The following is a 15,862-nucleotide window of genomic DNA, read 5'->3' as shown; positions in this document are numbered from 1 at the left end:
ATGAGCACACCAGATAGTCCACAGCAGTCCAAGCCGTTCGACAGCGAGCCTTTGTCGTGGGTGATGGTGGAAATCCGCGAAGCGCTGAGCCGCTCGAAAACAGCCCTGTTCGAAGCGGGTGGCCGCGAGCGCGAGGAACGCGCCACGGCCCTGCAGCATGCGCGCTCGCACTTGCACCAGGCGCATGGCGCGCTGGTGATGGTGGACGTGGCCGGCGTCATCCTGCTGACGGACGCCGCGGAACTGGCACTGGCGCGCTTTCGCGACGGCAGCCTCGAATACACGCTGGACCATGCGCAAGTGGTCGCCGAACTGTATCAAGCCTTGAGCGAATACCTGGAAGACCTGGTGGCCGGCACGCCGCCGCAGCCGGCGCGTTTGTTCCCCTATTACCGCGATCTGCAAACCATGCTGGGCGCCGAGCGCATCCACCCGGCCGACCTGTTTTTTCCGCCTGCGTCGACGCTGGAAGGGAATGCCATCGCGCTGGCGGAATCACCCCCGGTGCCCGATTACCCGGCATGGCGCGGGCGCTTTGAAAAGTCTTTGCTGCCCTTCCTGAAGGCGCAGGATGACGCAACGCGGCGCCAGCATGCTGGCGACTTGCACGCCACCTTGACCCTGGTGGCCGACGCGCAGCAGGACGCGCCGGCGCGCACCTTCTGGTTCGCCATGCAGGCGTTTGCCGGGCTGGCGGCCAGCGGCGAGGGCATGGGCACGCTCAACGTCAAGCAGTTGTTTGGCCTGATCAATCTGCAGTTGCGCCGCCTGGCGCAGGGCACGGCCAGCCTGCCCGAGGCGATGCTGCGCGACGCCCTGTTCTTCATCGCCGCCGCACGCGAGCCGACGCCGGAGGCACGCCAGCTGCGCGCCGCTTTCGCCCTGGAAGGCATGCTGCCGGCCGACGTGGAAACGCGGCGCTACGGCCAGGTCGACCAGGATGCCTTGCAAGGCGCCCGCACGGCGCTGGCGCAGGCGCGCGCCAGTTGGAGCCGCCTGGCGCAAGCCGACCTTGATCCTGCCCTGGGCACGGATTTCGACGAGGCGCTGCAACAGGTGGCCGCACATGTGGATACGCTGAAGCAGCCGGCCCTGGCCAGCCTGCTGCGCGAATGCGCGGCCGTGGCGCGGCAAGCCGTGGCCAGCGGGCGCAGTGGGGCCCTGGAAAATGAAATCGGCATGGCGCTGCTGTTTGCCGACACGGGCCTGGAGCAGCTGCGCCGCCTGCCCGACGATTTCGCGGGCAATGCGGAAACCATCGCCGCGCGCCTGCAGGCGCTGCTGGCTGGCGAAGCGCCGCCGCCCGTCACGGCGGGCGAGCTGTCGCGCCAGATTGAACAGGGCCAGACGGTGGCCGCGCTGGCCGAGGAAATGAAGACGGGCTTGCGTCAGGTGGAAAAGGTGCTCAACGCGTATTACGCGGATGCGGCGGGTGCGGGGACAGGGACGCTCGATGGCGTCGCGCCCGTGCTGGAGCAGTTGCAGCAGCAGCTGGCCGGGCTGGGACAGGAAGACGCGCGCGCCGCCGTGTTGCAGGTCGATGCGGCCGTGCGGCAACTGGCCGGTGCCGACGCCAAGGCGGATGCCAATGCGGAGGCGCGCGCCGAGGCGCTCGACGAGATCGCGCAAAATGCCAGCGCGCTGGGCTTTTTTGCCGATATGCTGGGCCGCAACGCGCAGGCGGCCAGCGGGCGTTTCCATTTCGATGCGGCCGCCGGCACCTTCCGCGCGCTGCCATTTGAAAAAGTCGCCGCCGCCGGCCCCGTGCCCTTGCTCGACCAGGCATTGGCGCCCGCCGCGCCTGCCGGCATCGATGCCGTGCCGGCGGTGACCGATGTCGACGCGGAGATGCTCGACATCTTCATCGCCGAAGCGCGCGAAGTGCTGGCCTTCATCGACACCACCCTGGCCCTGCCGCGCGAGCAGGCCGCCAGCGGCGACCACCTCGCCATGCTGCGCCGCTCGTTCCATACCCTGAAAGGCAGCAGCCGCATGATCGGCCTGGCGCAGTTTGCCGAAGCGGCCGGCGCCATCGAGCGTGTCATGAATACCTGGCTGGCCGAGGCGCGCCCCGTCAGCGACGACTTGTTTACCTTGCTCAATTACGGCTGGTACCAGCTCAGCGAATGGGTGGCCGAACTGGAAGGCGGCGCTGGGCGCGAGCGCGAGGCCGGCATGCTGCTGATGGCGGCCGAGCGCGTGCGCGAAGGCGGTCCGTTCGAACTGCGCAAGCCTCGCTCGGCATCGGTATCGGCCGCGCCCGTGGCCAGCAATGGCAATGTGATCGGACTTCCCTTGGCCACGGCGCCGACGCTCCACGAAGCGCCGGACGATCACCTCAAGCACGTGGGCGAACTGCGCATCAGTCTTCCCTTGTACAACATCTACCTGGCCGAGACGGATGAATTGCTGCGCGTGCTCACGCGCGATTTCGGCGAATGGCGCCATGAACAGCGTGCCGTCAGCGCGGAGGCGCTGCAAGCCGTGCATACCCTGGCGGGGACGTCGGGCACGGTGGGCTTCCAGTCCCTGCGCGACCTGGCGCACGCGCTTGAAACGGTGATTGAAACGGTGGTGCCGCCGCTGGCCGGCTTGCGCGCCGAACAGCACGACGTGCTGGAACAGGCCACGCAGCGCATCGGGCAAATGCTACAGGCCTTCGCGCTGGGCGACCTGGCGCCAACGCAGCCGGACATGATCGAAGCGCTCAACACCCTGTGGCGTGCCTTGACGGCGCCGCCCGGCGAGAGCAAGGAAGAGCGGCTCGACGCCCTGTTCGCGGACGCTTACGCCAGCATCGTCGGCGCGCCGGCGCAGCCCGCCGAGCCGGTCGCTGAGGTCCCGCTGCCGCAGCTCGAGACGCTGTTCGAGGCGACGTATGCGAGCATCGTCGCCGACGCGCTGCAGCCGGAGGCTGCCGACGTGCCGGCACTGGTGCCGGCGCAGGACACTGGCGCCAGCGACGACCTGTTCGACGCCGGTTTCGAGCACGCACCGCCATTGGAGCATGCGGCGCCGGAAGCGCCGGCGCCCGCCATCATGCCGGCCGATGCGGCCGCGCTGCTGGCGGCCAGCGCCGGCATCAGCGATGAACTCGACCTCGATCTCTTGTCCGTCTTCCTGGAAGAGGGCGCCGACTTGCTGCCGCAGATCGGCGAGGCGCTGCGCAGCTGGCAGCAGCAGCCGCACGACAGCGGCCAGGCGCAGATGCTGCTGCGTACCCTGCATACGGTCAAGGGCAGCGCGCGCATGGCCGGCGCCATGCGCCTGGGCCAGCATGCGCATGAAATCGAGACGCATATCGAAAACATGCTGCACGCGGGTACCGCCACGCCGCAGGCCTTCGAGGAATTGCTGGCCCATTACGACCATGCGCTGCACCTGTTCGAGCAGCTGCAGCAACCGTTGCTGCCCTTGCCGGGCATGGAAGACACGCCGCCCGCCGAACCGAAGGCGGCGCTGGTGCGCGTGCGCGCCGATATCCTCGACCGCCTGGTAAACCAGGCTGGCGAAGTGTCGATCACGCGCTCCAAAATGGAAAATGAAGTGGGCGTGCTCGGCGCTTCGCTGTCCGAGTTTTCCGACAACCTGGCGCGCTTGCGGCGCCAGCTGCGCGAAGTGGAAATGCAGGCCGAATCGCAGATCGCCTCGCGCATGGCCGTCGGTAGCGAGCGCGAATTCGACCCGCTCGAATTCGACCGCTTTACGCGCCTGCAGGAACTCACGCGCATGATGGCCGAAAGCGTCAACGACGTGGCCTCCTTCCATGAAAACCTCAGTCACAGCGTCGATGCGGTGACGGACGACCTGGTGCTGCAGGCGCGGCTGACGCGCGAGCTGCAGCGCGACCTGATGCAGATACGGATGGTGCCGTTTGCCAGCATCGCCGAACGGCTGTTCCGCGTGGCGCGGCAAAGCGCCAAGGAAGTCGACAAGCGCGTCAACCTCGACATCCGCGGCGGCGGCGTGGAAATCGACCGCAGCGTGCTCGAACGCATGGCCGCGCCGTTCGAGCATTTGCTGCGCAACGCCATCGTGCACGGCGTCGAGCCGCGCGACGCGCGCCTGGCTGCGGGCAAGAGCGAGACGGGCGAGCTGCTGGTGCAGGTCAGCCAGCAGGGCAACGAAGTGGCGATCGCTTTTTCCGACGATGGCGCGGGACTTGACCTGGAACGCATCCGCGCCAAGGCGCACGGCGCCGGCCTGGTGGCGACGGACGCGCCATTGACCGACGCGCAGGCGGCCGAACTGATTTTCACGCCCGGTTTTTCCACCGCCGACAGCCTGACGGAACTGGCCGGGCGCGGTTTTGGCATGGATATCGTGCGCTCCGAAGCGCTGGCCCTGGGCGGGCGCGTGGAAACGCTGACGCAGGCGGGCCTGGGCATGCGCTTCACCATCCACCTGCCGCTGACCCTGGCCGTCACGCAAGTGGTGCTGCTGGCGGCCAGCGGCAAGACGTATGCCTTGCCATCGGTGCTGGTGGAGCAGGTGCTGCACCTGAAAGGCGAACAGCTGGAGCAGGTGCGGGCGGCCGGGCGCATCGAGTCGCACGGACAGTCGCTGGCGCTGCACCACCTGTCGGCCATGCTGGGCGAGACGCCGGCGGCGCAGGCCACGCAGCGTTATGCGCCCGTGCTGTTGCTGCGAAATGGCAATGACAGGCTGGCCTTGCAGGTCGATGACGTGGTGGGCAACCGCGAAGTCGTGGTCAAGCACGTGGGCCCGCAACTGGCGCGCATGCCGGGCATCGCCGGCGCCACGGTGCTGGGCACGGGCGATATCGTGCTGATCCTGAATCCCGTGGCGCTGGCGCAGCACTTGGAACACCATCCGGAACTGCTGTCGCAATATGCGCTGGCCAGCAGCGAGCAGCATGCCGCTTCCAGCGCGCTGGCCACGCCAGCCGTGCGCGTGATGGTGGTCGACGATTCGCTGACGGTGCGCCGCGTGATGCAGCGCCTGTTCGAGCGCGAAGGCTACCAGGTGCTGCTGGCCAAGGATGGCCTCGATGCGCTGGAACAGCTGCATGCGCTGGAACCGGCCGCCATGCCGGCCCTGCTGCTGGTCGACGTGGAAATGCCGCGCATGGATGGTTTTGATTTGACGCGCAATGTGCGCAGCGATGACAAGACGCGCGCCATCCCCGTCATCATGATCACCTCGCGCAGCGCCGACAAGCACCGCGCGCACGCGTTCGAGCTGGGCGTGAATGCGTATTTCGGCAAGCCGTTCCAGGAGGAGGAATTGCTGGCGGAGGTGGGGCGGTTGTTGAGCGACGGCGTGGCGTAACCGGCGCCAATGCCAACAATGTTGTCGGATTACGCGGGGCCTTGCCCCGCTAATCCGACCTACGCCTGTTGACTGACGGCGTAACCCGACATCACCGTAATGCCAATCAATTACCCGATTACGCCACCACCTTCACCACGGCATAGCGCTCAAGGGTCTCCTTGCGCGCCTCGTCGTGCTGCACCAGCGGTTCCGGATAATCGCGTCCCAGCACGATGTTTTTTTGCTCGAGCAGCATGCGGGGCACGAGCCAGGGCGCGTGGATTTCCTTGTCGCCCAGCGCCTTCAGCTGCGGCAGGTAGCGGCGGATGAAGCGTCCGCTGGCATCGAATTTTTCCGACTGCGTGACGGGATTGAAGATGCGGAAGTAGGGCTGCGCGTCGCAGCCCGACGACGAAGCCCATTGCCAGCCGCCGTTGTTCGATGCCAGGTCGAAGTCGTTCAGGTGCAGCGCGAAATACGCTTCGCCACGGCGCCAGTCGATGCCCAGATCCTTGATCAAAAAGCAGGCCGTGACCATGCGCAGGCGGTTGTGCATATAGCCCGTCTGGTTCAGCTGCGCCATGGCCGCGTCCACCAGCGGATAGCCGGTGCGCCCCTCGCACCAGGCGGCAAACGCGGCATCGGCGTCAGGCCCCGTTTCCCAGGCGATGGCGTCGTAGGCCGGTTTGAAGGCGCCGCCTTCCACATGCGGGTTCTGGTACAAAATCATGGCGTAGAAATCGCGCCAGATCAGTTCTGCCAGCCACACGGGCGCGCCATCGCCGCCACCGCCCCTGTCCATCAGGTCGACGATGGTGCGTACCAGGTAGCGCAGCGAGACGGTGCCGAAGCGCAGATGCATGGATAAATACGACGGTCCCTTCAGGGCGGGGAAATCGCGCGCCACGTCATAGCGGTCCACGCGCGGCAGAAAATCCTCGAACAGTTGGCTGGCGCCCGCCATGCCGGTGGGGATGGCCAGTTCGGCCAGGTTGCTGGCCTCGAAACCAAGTTCGCCCAGGGTGGGCAGGGGCGCCGGCGTGCCGGCGCGCGGCGGCGCCAGGCTGGCCGCATGCGGCTCGATATCGAATGGCGCCAGACAGCCGGGTTCGGCGCGCATTTTCTTCAGCCAGGCATTCTTGTACGGCGTGTAGACGGTGTAGGGCTTGGCCGAGAGCGTCAGCACTTCGTCCTTTTCAAAAATCACCTGGTCCTTGAAGCTGAACCACAGGCGCGCGTCATGCGTGAGCGCGGCGGCCACCGTGGCGTCGCGGGCGATCGCTTGCGGCTCGTAGTCGTGGTTGGCAAAGATGGCGTCGGCGTTCAATTCGGCGGCCAGGCGCGGGATGGCCTCGGCCGCGTCCGCGTGCAGCACGATCAGGTCGCCGCCGAGCTGGCGCAGCTCATTGGCCAGCTCGGCCACGCTGGCGTGGATGAAGTCGACCCGCCGGTCGCGGCGCGGTAGCGCAGCCAGGATGGCGGTGTCGTAGACGAAGACGCAATGCACGGCCTGGCTCTGGCGCAGGGCGTGATGCAGTGCAGCATGGTCAAACGCGCGCAGATCGCGCCGGAACCACACCAGGGAAGTCTTGATTGTCATTATTTCGCGTGTTCAGGGTCAAAGATAGGCTATTTTTTGCCGCCAACAGGGCTTTATGGCCGCTCGCGTCATGCCTTTGGCGTCGCTGCGGCGGTAATTCAGTGTAAACTAGCGGGTATGTTCGCGGTACTTTATGTGCGACAGCGATTTTGCAATCAATTTTACAATTGGCATTGAAATGCGCCGGCAGGCATAGCGAACTGATCATTAATTTACAAGATAACAAGAATAACGCCTGGCACCACGGTGCGCGCCGCCCAAGATTCGCGGCAGCTTGCGCCAGGCGTACGATAGCGGGGTAAGCGAGACTTGCCAGCAAGCCCACAGAGAGAGCATCGCGTATGAAAAAGAGTAAAATCGACCAGACTCTACCAGGACATCGTCTGATGCAGGGTGTGGGAGAACCGGCCGCGACCGGTTCCTCCACCCTGAATCTGGCCAACCATTTCCTCATTGCGATGCCGGCGATGCAAGATCCGATCTTCGGCGGCACGGTCGTGTACGTGTGTGAACACAATGAAAACGGCGTGCTCGGCGTCGTCATCAACAAACCCACCGACATGACCATGGAAGTGCTGTTCGACCGCATCGACCTGAAACTGGCGGCCGGCAGCGACACGCCCATCATCAACGAACCGATCATGTTCGGCGGCCCCGTGCAGGACGACCGCGGTTTCGTGCTGCATACGCCGGGCGCGCGCTATTCCTCGTCGCTGACGGTGACCGATGAAGTGGCGTTTACCACGTCGATCGACGTGCTCGAAGCCGTCGCCAAGGGCGATGGTCCCGAGCGCATGCTCGTCTCGATCGGCTACTCGGGCTGGAGCCCTGGCCAGCTGGAAGACGAGATCGGCCGCAACGGCTGGCTGACGGTGGGCGCCTCGGCCGACATCCTGTTCGATTTCCCCATCGAGCAGCGCTACGTGGCGGCCATCAAGCTGCTCGGTATCGATCCTCTCATGCTGGCATCGGAAGCCGGACACGCATGAGCGGTGACGCCATCGACACCATCCTCGCCTTCGATTTCGGCTTGAAACGCATCGGCGTGGCCATCGGCAATACCATGATTTGCCAGGCCAAGCCGCTCAGCGTGATCACGGCCACGGCGAACGAGCCGAAGTTTGCCGCCATCGATAGCCTGATCAAGGAGTGGGGCGCGAGCCGCATCGTGGTGGGCTTGCCCAGCCATCCCGATGGCACGGAACACGAGATGAGTGCGCGCTGCCGCCGTTTCGCCAACCAGGTGCATGGCCGCTTCAACCTGCCCGTGGAACTGGTCGACGAGCGCTATTCCTCGGCCGTCATCGCCGCCAAGCGCGGCGAAGTCATCGACGACCGCGCCGCCGCCATTATCCTGCAACAGTATTTCGACGCGAATTATTAATCTGACCCTAGACTCCCTCCCTGAATGATTAAGAACTCTATGCCGCATCCTACGAATCCATCCCAACTCGACGCCGAGGCCCTGTACGGGGTCTTGCTGCAGCAAGTGCAAAGCGGCCTGGCGGGCATCCCCAACGTGGCCATCGTCGGCATCCATTCGGGCGGCGCCTGGCTGGCCGAACGCCTGGCGCGCGACCTGAAACTGCTCGACCGCCTGGGCGTGCTCGACGTCTCGTTCTATCGCGACGACTTCGCCCAGAAGGGCCTGCATGCGGACGTCAAGCCGACGCAGATCAGCTTTGACGTGGCCGGCGCCACCATCCTGCTGGTCGACGACGTGCTGTACACGGGCCGCACCACGCGCGCGGCCATCAATGAATTGTTCGACTATGGCCGCCCGGCCAAGATCATGCTGGCCGCCCTGGTCGACCGCGGCGAACGCCAGCTGCCGGTGGCCGCCGATTTCGTGGCCGCCTTCACTGCCGTGCCGCCGGGCCAGGCCCTGGTCCTGAAGCAAGCCGACGATGGAAAATTCACGCTCACCATAGATACCCACCATGCTTAATCCGCAACTGAATAAACACGGCGAACTGCAACATCTGCTGACGATTGAAGGCTTGCCGAAGTCTATCGTCAACCACATCCTCGACACGGCTTCCTCGTTCGTCGGCATTTCCGACCGCGACGTGAAAAAGGTGCCGCTGATGCGCGGCAAAAGCGTTTTCAACCTGTTCTTTGAAAACTCCACGCGCACCCGCACCACCTTCGAGATCGCCTCGAAGCGCCTGTCGGCCGACGTCATCAACCTGAACATCCAGGCTTCGTCGGCCAGCAAGGGCGAGTCCCTGCTCGACACCATCGACAACCTGTCGGCCATGCATGCCGACATGTTCGTCGTGCGCCACGCGCAGTCGGGCGCACCCTACCTGATCGCCAAGCACCTGATCGACACCAAGCAGCCGCACGTCCACGTCGTCAACGCGGGCGACGGCCGCCATGCGCACCCGACCCAGGGCTTGCTCGACATGTACACGATCCGCCACTACAAGAAGGATTTCACCAACCTGACGGTGGCCATCGTGGGCGACATTTTGCACAGCCGCGTGGCCCGTTCCGACATCCACGCGCTGACTACCCTGGGCGTGCCGGAAGTGCGCGCCATCGGTCCGCACACCCTGCTGCCGGGCGGCCTGGAGCAGATGGGCGTGCGCACCTTCACCAACATGGATGAAGGCTTGAAAGGCGTGGACGTGATCATCATGCTGCGCCTGCAAAATGAACGCATGAGCGGCGCGCTGCTGCCGTCGGCGCAGGAATATTTCAAGAGCTACGGCTTGACGCCCGAGCGCCTGGCGCTGGCGAAACCGGACGCCATCGTCATGCATCCGGGCCCGATGAACCGCGGTGTGGAAATCGATTCGGCCGTGGCCGACGGTCCGCAGGCGGTGATCCTGCCGCAGGTGACGTTCGGTATCGCCGTGCGCATGGCGGTGATGAGTATTTTGGCTGGTAATCAGGGCTGATAGCCCAAGGACGAGTAAGCAAGCATGACGACACTACATATCAAGAACGGCCACCTGATCGACCCTGCCAACGGCATCGATGGCTTGCAAGACCTGTTTATCGCCGATGGCAAGGTGCTGGCCGTGGGCAGCGCCCCGGCCGGCTTCAAGGCTGACACCACGTTCGACGCGGCCGGCCTGGTGGTTTCCCCCGGCTTGGTCGACCTGTCCGCGCGTCTGCGCGAGCCGGGCTACGAATACAAGGCGACCCTGGAATCGGAATTGCAGGCGGCGCTGCAAGGCGGCGTCACGAGCCTGGTCTGCCCGCCCGACACGGACCCCGTGCTGGACGAACCGGGCCTGGTGGAAATGCTGAAATACCGCGCCAAGACGCAGAACAAGGCCCACGTGCACCCGCTGGGCGCACTGACCATGGGCTTGAAGGGCAAGTCGCTGACGGAAATGGCGGAACTGACGGAAGCGGGCTGCATCGGCTTCGCGCAGGCGGAAGAGCCGATCGAAGACACGACCGTGCTGCTGCGCGCCATGCAGTACGCGAACACCTTCGGCTACACGGTCTGGCTACGTCCGCAAGACCCGCATATCGGCCGTGGAGGCATCGCCCACAGCGGCCCGCTGGCGTCGCGCCTGGGCTTGTCCGGCGTGCCCGTGATGTCCGAAACCATCGCGCTGCACACGATTTTTGAATTGATGCGCGCCAGCCGCGCGCGCGTGCACCTGTGCCGCATCTCGTCGGCGGCAGGCCTGGAACTGATCCGCGCGGCGAAAGCCGAAGGTCTCCCTGTCACCTGCGATGTGGGCGTGCACCATGTGCACCTGACGGACGCCGACATCGGCTTCTTCGATCCGAACGCCAGGGTCACGCCGCCGTTCCGCAGCCAGCGCGACCGCGATGCGATCCGCGCCGGCCTGTTCGATGGCACGGTCGACGCCATGTGCTCGGACCATACGCCCGTCGACGACGATGAAAAACTGCTGCCGTTCGGCGAAGCGTCGCCCGGTGCCACGGGCCTGGAACTGCTGCTGTCGCTGGCCCTGAAATGGGCCGACGACTACGCACTGGAGCAGCCGCAAGCGGGCGCACGTCCGCTGGCGCGCGCCGTGGCCAAGGTCACGGCCGACGCGGCCCGTGTCGCCGGCATCCCGGCCGGCAGCCTGGCCGTGGGCGAAGCGGCCGACATCTGCGTCTTCGATCCCGCCGCGCGCTGGACCGTGTCGTCGGCGTCGCTGGCCAGCCAGGGCAAGCACACGCCTTTCCTCGGCTATGAGCTGAGCGGCATCGTCAAGGCGACCATCGTTGCCGGACAGGTGGCGTTTCAGCGTTAATTGCCGCTAGTGCACCAGCGAAGGTGTCGAAGCCGGGGTCAGACCCGCCGGGTCTGACCCCAGATTTTGCTTGGGGTCGAGAGCCTTATTTAATTTGTTGGTGTCATTTGAAACTTCTGCTTACCTACCGCCTCGCGCGCATCGCCATTCACCTGAGCTGCGGCATGGCCAAGAGCGCCGTGCTCTTTCCCTGGCTGGACCTGGAGGGACGCAATCGGCGCATCCGCCGCTGGTCGACGCAGCTGCTCGACATTTGCGGCGTGCACGTGGCGCAGCCGGCCGACAGCGTGCCGGCGCTCGACCATGCGATGGTGGTGGCGAATCACGTTTCGTGGCTCGACATCTTCGTCATCAACGCCGTCCACCCTTGCCGTTTCGTCGCCAAGGCGGAAATCCGCGCCTGGCCGATCCTGGGCTGGCTGGCGGGGCGCGCGGGCACCATCTTCATTTCGCGCGGCAGCAAGCGCGATCTGCGCTTGATCTTCCAGGGTCTGGTGGATAAATTGACGGCGGGCGAGCGCATTGCGTTCTTCCCCGAAGGCACGACCGCCGCGCAAGGGCAGATCCTGCCGTTTCACGCCAATCTGTTCGAGGCGGCCATCGACGCGCAAGTGCCGGTGCAGCCGTTCGCGCTCGTGTATGTCGATGACAAGGGGGCTTTGCATCACGCCGTAGACTTTATCGGCGACATGAGTTTTGCGCAAAGCATGGTGGCGATCTTGAGCGGCCCGCCCATCACGGCGCGCCTGACCTGCCTGGCGCCGGTGGCGACGCTGGACGCGCACCGGCGCGAGCTGGCGGCGGCAACGCAGGCGGCCGTAGCCGCTACGCTGCCGTTGGACAAGGCCGCTTAATTCTTCACATGCAGCCAGCGCGCGTGTGCGGCGCGGGCCAGGTAGTCGAGGATAAAGCCTAAAATCCCGATCAGCACGATGGCGGCCATCAGTTCCGAATACGCGAGGCGGTCGCGCGTGTCGAGGATGAAGTAGCCGAGGCCCGCCGACACACCCAGCATTTCCGCCGGCACCAGCACGATCCAGATGATGCCGATGGCCAGGCGCACGCCTGTCAGAATGTCGGCCGTGATGCCCGGCAAAATCACCTTGAAGACGATTTCGCTGCGCGTTGCCGACAGGCTGCGCGCCAGCAGCAGCCAGTTCGGATCGAGCCGCGCCACGCCGGCCGCCGTATTGAGCAAAATCGGCCAGACGGCCGCAAACGCCAGCAGGAAGTATACGGGCGCGTCACCGACGCCGAGCACCATCACGGCGATCGGCATCCACGACAGCGGCGAAATCATGCGCAGCAACTGGAACAGCGGCATGGCCGCACCGGAAAAGCTCTTCGACATGGCCACCAGCACACCGAGCGGCACGCCGATGACGATGGCCAGTCCCAGGCCCACGGCCACCCTTTGCAGGCTCAATACCACGTGCAGCCAGATATCCGCTCCGCCCACCATCTCCCTGAACGCCAGTGCCGTGGGCAAGGGCGCAAAAGCGGTGGCGATGGGCGTGGATTTCTCCAGCGCCGTCACGCCCATGGACCACAGCAGCAAGGCACAGGCCAGCCCCACGAGGGGCAGGCCGAACTTCGTGAACAGCTTGCTCGCCATCGTCAGACCGCCACGGTTTCGCTGCGCAGCAGGTTGGCCGGCAAGCCGAAGGCGGCAGGGCCGCCGACCGCCGTGATGGCCTTGCGCACGAAGCGGTCATCGACCAGGTCGCGCGCGGCGAACTTCGGATCGAGGTTGGCCAGGAAGCGCGTATCGCCTTCGACCTTGGTGCGGCCGATGGCGCGCACCAGTTCTTCCGTGTACGAGGCGAACGGATACGGCTGGAAGTCGATGCGGCGCTGCTGCCAGTTCTTGTGCACGATCAGGCCCTGCTTTTCGTAGCCGGCGTAATCGGTGGTGGCCAGCACCTTGGTCAGCACCTGCAGCGGATGCGGCGTGTAGCGGTGTTCGCCCACGTTCGACAGCAGCTTGGCCGTGTCGACCTGGTTCGTGCGCGTCCACAGCTGCGCCTTGACGATGGCGTTGGTGACCTTTTGCGCCCATTCGGGACGCGTATTGATGTCGCGCTCGGACAGGAATGTGACGCAGCATGCATGGTTTTTCCACACGTCGCCCGAGAAGCGCAGGATCTTGCCGATGCCGGCGTTTTCCGCCGCCGCATTGAACGGTTCGGCCACGATGTAGCCGGCAATCGACTTGCTGGCCAGGGCGGAGACCATTTCGGCCGGCGCCAGCACGATCAGGTTGACTTCATTCGGCTTGATGGCCGCGTTGCGCGCGCGCGTGACCGGCGTCAAACCATTCGAGGACAGGATTTGCTGCAGCAGGATGTTGTGGATCGAGTACCAGAACGGGATGGCGACCGTGCGCCCGCCCAGGTCGGAAACCTTGTTGATCTCGTTGGCCACCGTCAGCGCGGACCCGTTGACGTGGTTCCAGGCGACGACTTTCGCGGGGAACTTGGCGCCGTAGCGCACCCACAGGGTGGCCGGCGACAGCAGGTGAATGACGTTGACCTGGCCGGCGACGAAGGCTTCGATGATCTGCGCCCAGCTGCGGAACAGCCGCGGCGTTTCCGCTTGCAAGCCTTCCGCTTCGAACAGCTTGCGGGCGTGGGCGACGAGCAGCGGGGTGGCGTCCGTGATGGGCAGGTAGCCGATTTTCACGGGCTGGTCGTCGCCCTTCGGTCCTTGCTGGGCCATGGCGTCGCCGGCGAACAGCAGCGGCGAGGCGACGCTGGCCGTGGCCAGGGCCGACATGCGCAGGAAGTCGCGCCGCGTCAGGCCGCAGTCGCAATCGGACGAGGCGCAGATGTGCAGGGGTTTGTTGTGGTCTTCGAATGTCATGGGAATGTTCCGGTCGATTAATTGGGAGCAAAGGCGGGCGCTTGATCCTGCTTTTGCAGCGCCTGCAGGGCGTCGAGGATGTCCATCTTGAGGGCGATGACGTCGGCGCTGTGGCCGATCCGTGGCTGGTCGATGGCGACGGGCCATTCGCGCACGATGTTGCCCGGCTTGCCGCCCATGAGCAAGATGCGGTCGGCCACGAGGATCGCTTCATCGATATCGTGCGTGACGAGCAGCACGGCCGTGTGCCAGCGGTGCACGACGTCGACCAGCAGCGATTGCATCTCGGCGCGCGTGATGGCGTCGAGCGCGGAAAATGGTTCGTCGGCGAACAGCAGTTCCGGTTCGCGTGCCAGCGCACGGGCCAGGGCCACGCGCTGCGCCATACCACCCGACAGCGCGGATGGATACAGCTTTTCGCGCCCTTTCAGACCGACCGCTTCGATGGCTTGCGCCACGCGCGCCTGGTGCGCCTCGCGCGTGAGCTGCGGCTGGTGCTTGAAGTCCAGGCCGAAGCCGGCATTGCCCGTGACGTTCAGCCAGGGTAGCAAACTGGCTTGCTGGAAGACGAGGGCGCTGCGCGGATCCGGTTCGCGCATGGGAGCGTCGAGGAACTGGATCTCGCCAGTCGATGGCGGCTGCAAGCCAGCCAGCACGCGCAGCAGGCTCGATTTGCCGCAGCCGCTGCCGCCCAGCAGGCAGACGATTTCGCGCTTGCGCACGCCGAGCGAGACGTGCTGGAACACGGGCGCCGTACCGGGGTAAGCGTAACTGAGATCCTGCGCCTGCAAGGCCCAATCGGCAACGCTCATGCCTGCGCTCCCGCTGCCTTGGCGGCCTGCTGGCTGTCGAACAGCTGCAAGGCCGCCTGCAACTGCGTCAGGCTGGGAGTGACGATGGGGATGAACGACGATTCGCGCCAGCGGCGGGCAAAGCCCTGCTGCTCGGCGTTCAGATAGGCGCGCCCGCCCATGGCTTGCAGTTCCAGCATCAGCGCCTGCTGCAGCACGTCGGCCAGCTGTATGCGCAGGCGGAACATGGCTGGCGCCTGCGTCTTGAAGCGGCCATCGTGCACGCCGGCCAGCAGGGTAGCGACGGCGCTTTCCAGTGTCGCTTGCAGCGCTTCGATACGTGGCGTGAGCTGGTTGCGCGAGCCGGCGGAAATTTGCGCCGCCTTTGCCAGGCTGGCGCGCGCCAGGCCGATCGACAGGCCGCACTGCATGCCGAGGAACGATGGACGCACCTGCGGCAGCCAGGCTGGCGCATTGTCGCTGATGATGTCGGCGGCCGGGATGTGCACCTGCGCCAGCTTGACGGATGCCGTATTGCTGCCGCGCAGGGCGATCAGGTCCAGGTCGTCGCTGCGCGTGACGCCTGCGCTGCCGCTGTCGAAGGCGATGATGACGGGTGGCGCGCCGTCGTTCGGCGCCACGGCGGCCGCCGCGACAAAGCCCGCCTTGCGCAAGTTCGTCACCCAGGCCAGGCCGCCGTCGACGAGCAAGCCGTCATCGTGGCGCGCGCCCGTGATTTGCAGCTGCTCGATACCGGACAAGAATTTCATGGCGTTCGACAGGCCGCTGGCGCCTGCCTGCGTGCCTGCCAGCAGGCCGGGCAAGCGGCGCTCGGCCAGGGCGCGGTTCTCGCTTTGCAGCAGGAATTCGATGAAGCAGCGCTGGCCCCAGAAGACAAAGGCCGCCGTCACCGATTGCTCGGCCACTTTGGCGATGGCGTCGATGGCGTCGCGCACGTCGCCGCCCGCGCCGCCGTATTCCTTCGGCACGCCGATGGCCAGCAGCTTGTCGCCGGCGAGGGCAGGTAAAACGGTTTCAGCCAGTTCCGGTGATTGGTCGAGCTGGTCGGCATGCATGTGCAGCCAGTGAGTGAGGTTCGCCAT

At 65.6% G+C, this 15,862-nt stretch carries 12 protein-coding genes; 7 read left to right on the top strand and 5 right to left on the bottom strand.

What is annotated here, in order from left to right:
- The gene (locus tag MRBLMS1_RS20225) at window positions 1-5,292 is read left to right on the top strand and encodes an Hpt domain-containing protein (protein WP_485881438.1); all 5,292 of its coding nucleotides are present in this window, start codon (window positions 1-3) and stop codon (window positions 5,290-5,292) included.
- Window positions 5,293-5,410: 118 nt separating this feature from the next.
- On the opposite strand, the gene MRBLMS1_RS20220 is transcribed toward MRBLMS1_RS20225, so the two are convergent.
- Window positions 5,411-6,874 (bottom strand): cryptochrome/photolyase family protein, encoded by a 1,464-nt coding sequence (locus MRBLMS1_RS20220; protein ID WP_485881436.1) that lies wholly within the window; start codon window positions 6,872-6,874, stop codon window positions 5,411-5,413.
- Between the two features lie 386 nt (window positions 6,875-7,260).
- Between MRBLMS1_RS20220 and MRBLMS1_RS20215 the strand changes: the two genes are divergently transcribed.
- The 6 genes from MRBLMS1_RS20215 to MRBLMS1_RS20190 all read left to right on the top strand — a co-directional run bounded on the left by MRBLMS1_RS20215 (window position 7,261) and on the right by MRBLMS1_RS20190 (window position 11,960).
- Complete coding sequence (locus MRBLMS1_RS20215; protein WP_034746689.1) at window positions 7,261-7,863, top strand: YqgE/AlgH family protein; 603 nt, start codon at window positions 7,261-7,263, stop codon at window positions 7,861-7,863.
- Window positions 7,860-8,258 (top strand): Holliday junction resolvase RuvX, encoded by a 399-nt coding sequence (gene ruvX / locus MRBLMS1_RS20210; protein ID WP_223278885.1) that lies wholly within the window; start codon window positions 7,860-7,862, stop codon window positions 8,256-8,258. Before MRBLMS1_RS20215 ends, ruvX begins: the two co-directional genes overlap by 4 nt.
- A 39-nt stretch (window positions 8,259-8,297) precedes the next feature.
- The gene (pyrR, locus tag MRBLMS1_RS20205; RefSeq protein ID WP_128141936.1) at window positions 8,298-8,822 is read left to right on the top strand and encodes a bifunctional pyr operon transcriptional regulator/uracil phosphoribosyltransferase PyrR; all 525 of its coding nucleotides are present in this window, start codon (window positions 8,298-8,300) and stop codon (window positions 8,820-8,822) included.
- Entirely contained in the window at window positions 8,815-9,780 is a 966-nt protein-coding gene (locus MRBLMS1_RS20200) for an aspartate carbamoyltransferase catalytic subunit (RefSeq protein WP_034746695.1), read from the top strand. Before pyrR ends, MRBLMS1_RS20200 begins: the two co-directional genes overlap by 8 nt.
- A gap of 24 nt (window positions 9,781-9,804) precedes the next feature.
- Window positions 9,805-11,106, top strand: coding sequence for a dihydroorotase (locus MRBLMS1_RS20195; RefSeq protein ID WP_128141937.1), 1,302 nt, complete (start codon window positions 9,805-9,807; stop codon window positions 11,104-11,106).
- A gap of 107 nt (window positions 11,107-11,213) precedes the next feature.
- Entirely contained in the window at window positions 11,214-11,960 is a 747-nt protein-coding gene (locus MRBLMS1_RS20190) for a lysophospholipid acyltransferase family protein (protein WP_485881432.1), read from the top strand.
- Here MRBLMS1_RS20190 and MRBLMS1_RS20185 read toward each other — a convergent pair.
- From MRBLMS1_RS20185 to MRBLMS1_RS20170, 4 genes are read right to left on the bottom strand one after another with little or no spacing between them, the layout of a single operon-like run.
- Window positions 11,957-12,721, bottom strand: coding sequence for an ABC transporter permease (locus tag MRBLMS1_RS20185; protein WP_139090767.1), 765 nt, complete (start codon window positions 12,719-12,721; stop codon window positions 11,957-11,959). The two genes, MRBLMS1_RS20190 and MRBLMS1_RS20185, sit on opposite strands and share 4 nt — an antisense overlap.
- A 2-nt stretch (window positions 12,722-12,723) precedes the next feature.
- Window positions 12,724-13,968 (bottom strand): ABC transporter substrate-binding protein, encoded by a 1,245-nt coding sequence (locus MRBLMS1_RS20180; protein WP_034746706.1) that lies wholly within the window; start codon window positions 13,966-13,968, stop codon window positions 12,724-12,726.
- A gap of 17 nt (window positions 13,969-13,985) precedes the next feature.
- Window positions 13,986-14,780, bottom strand: coding sequence for an ABC transporter ATP-binding protein (locus MRBLMS1_RS20175; protein WP_485881428.1), 795 nt, complete (start codon window positions 14,778-14,780; stop codon window positions 13,986-13,988).
- Complete coding sequence (locus tag MRBLMS1_RS20170; RefSeq protein WP_485881426.1) at window positions 14,777-15,862, bottom strand: acyl-CoA dehydrogenase family protein; 1,086 nt, start codon at window positions 15,860-15,862, stop codon at window positions 14,777-14,779. The genes MRBLMS1_RS20175 and MRBLMS1_RS20170 overlap by 4 nt, the downstream gene beginning before the upstream one ends.

Source organism: Massilia sp. LMS1-1-1.1 (assembly GCF_040815535.1).
Lineage (GTDB): Bacteria > Pseudomonadota > Gammaproteobacteria > Burkholderiales > Burkholderiaceae_D > Janthinobacterium > Janthinobacterium aestuarii.
This window is presented reverse-complemented; position numbering and strand designations above follow the sequence as displayed.

What these genes read in the sequence shown, in the direction of transcription:
- MRBLMS1_RS20225 (WP_485881438.1), top strand. Translation starts at nt 1, where the DNA reads ATGAGCACACCAGATAGTCCACAGCAGTCCAAGCCGTTCGACAGCGAG.
- MRBLMS1_RS20220 (WP_485881436.1), bottom strand. Translation starts at nt 6,874, where the DNA reads ATGACAATCAAGACTTCCCTGGTGTGGTTCCGGCGCGATCTGCGCGCG.
- MRBLMS1_RS20215 (WP_034746689.1), top strand. Translation starts at nt 7,261, where the DNA reads ATGCAGGGTGTGGGAGAACCGGCCGCGACCGGTTCCTCCACCCTGAAT.
- ruvX (WP_223278885.1), top strand. Translation starts at nt 7,860, where the DNA reads ATGAGCGGTGACGCCATCGACACCATCCTCGCCTTCGATTTCGGCTTG.
- pyrR (WP_128141936.1), top strand. Translation starts at nt 8,298, where the DNA reads ATGCCGCATCCTACGAATCCATCCCAACTCGACGCCGAGGCCCTGTAC.
- MRBLMS1_RS20200 (WP_034746695.1), top strand. Translation starts at nt 8,815, where the DNA reads ATGCTTAATCCGCAACTGAATAAACACGGCGAACTGCAACATCTGCTG.
- MRBLMS1_RS20195 (WP_128141937.1), top strand. Translation starts at nt 9,805, where the DNA reads ATGACGACACTACATATCAAGAACGGCCACCTGATCGACCCTGCCAAC.
- MRBLMS1_RS20185 (WP_139090767.1), bottom strand. Translation starts at nt 12,721, where the DNA reads ATGGCGAGCAAGCTGTTCACGAAGTTCGGCCTGCCCCTCGTGGGGCTG.
- MRBLMS1_RS20180 (WP_034746706.1), bottom strand. Translation starts at nt 13,968, where the DNA reads ATGACATTCGAAGACCACAACAAACCCCTGCACATCTGCGCCTCGTCC.
- MRBLMS1_RS20175 (WP_485881428.1), bottom strand. Translation starts at nt 14,780, where the DNA reads ATGAGCGTTGCCGATTGGGCCTTGCAGGCGCAGGATCTCAGTTACGCT.
- MRBLMS1_RS20170 (WP_485881426.1), bottom strand. Translation starts at nt 15,862, where the DNA reads ATGGCGAACCTCACTCACTGGCTGCACATGCATGCCGACCAGCTCGAC.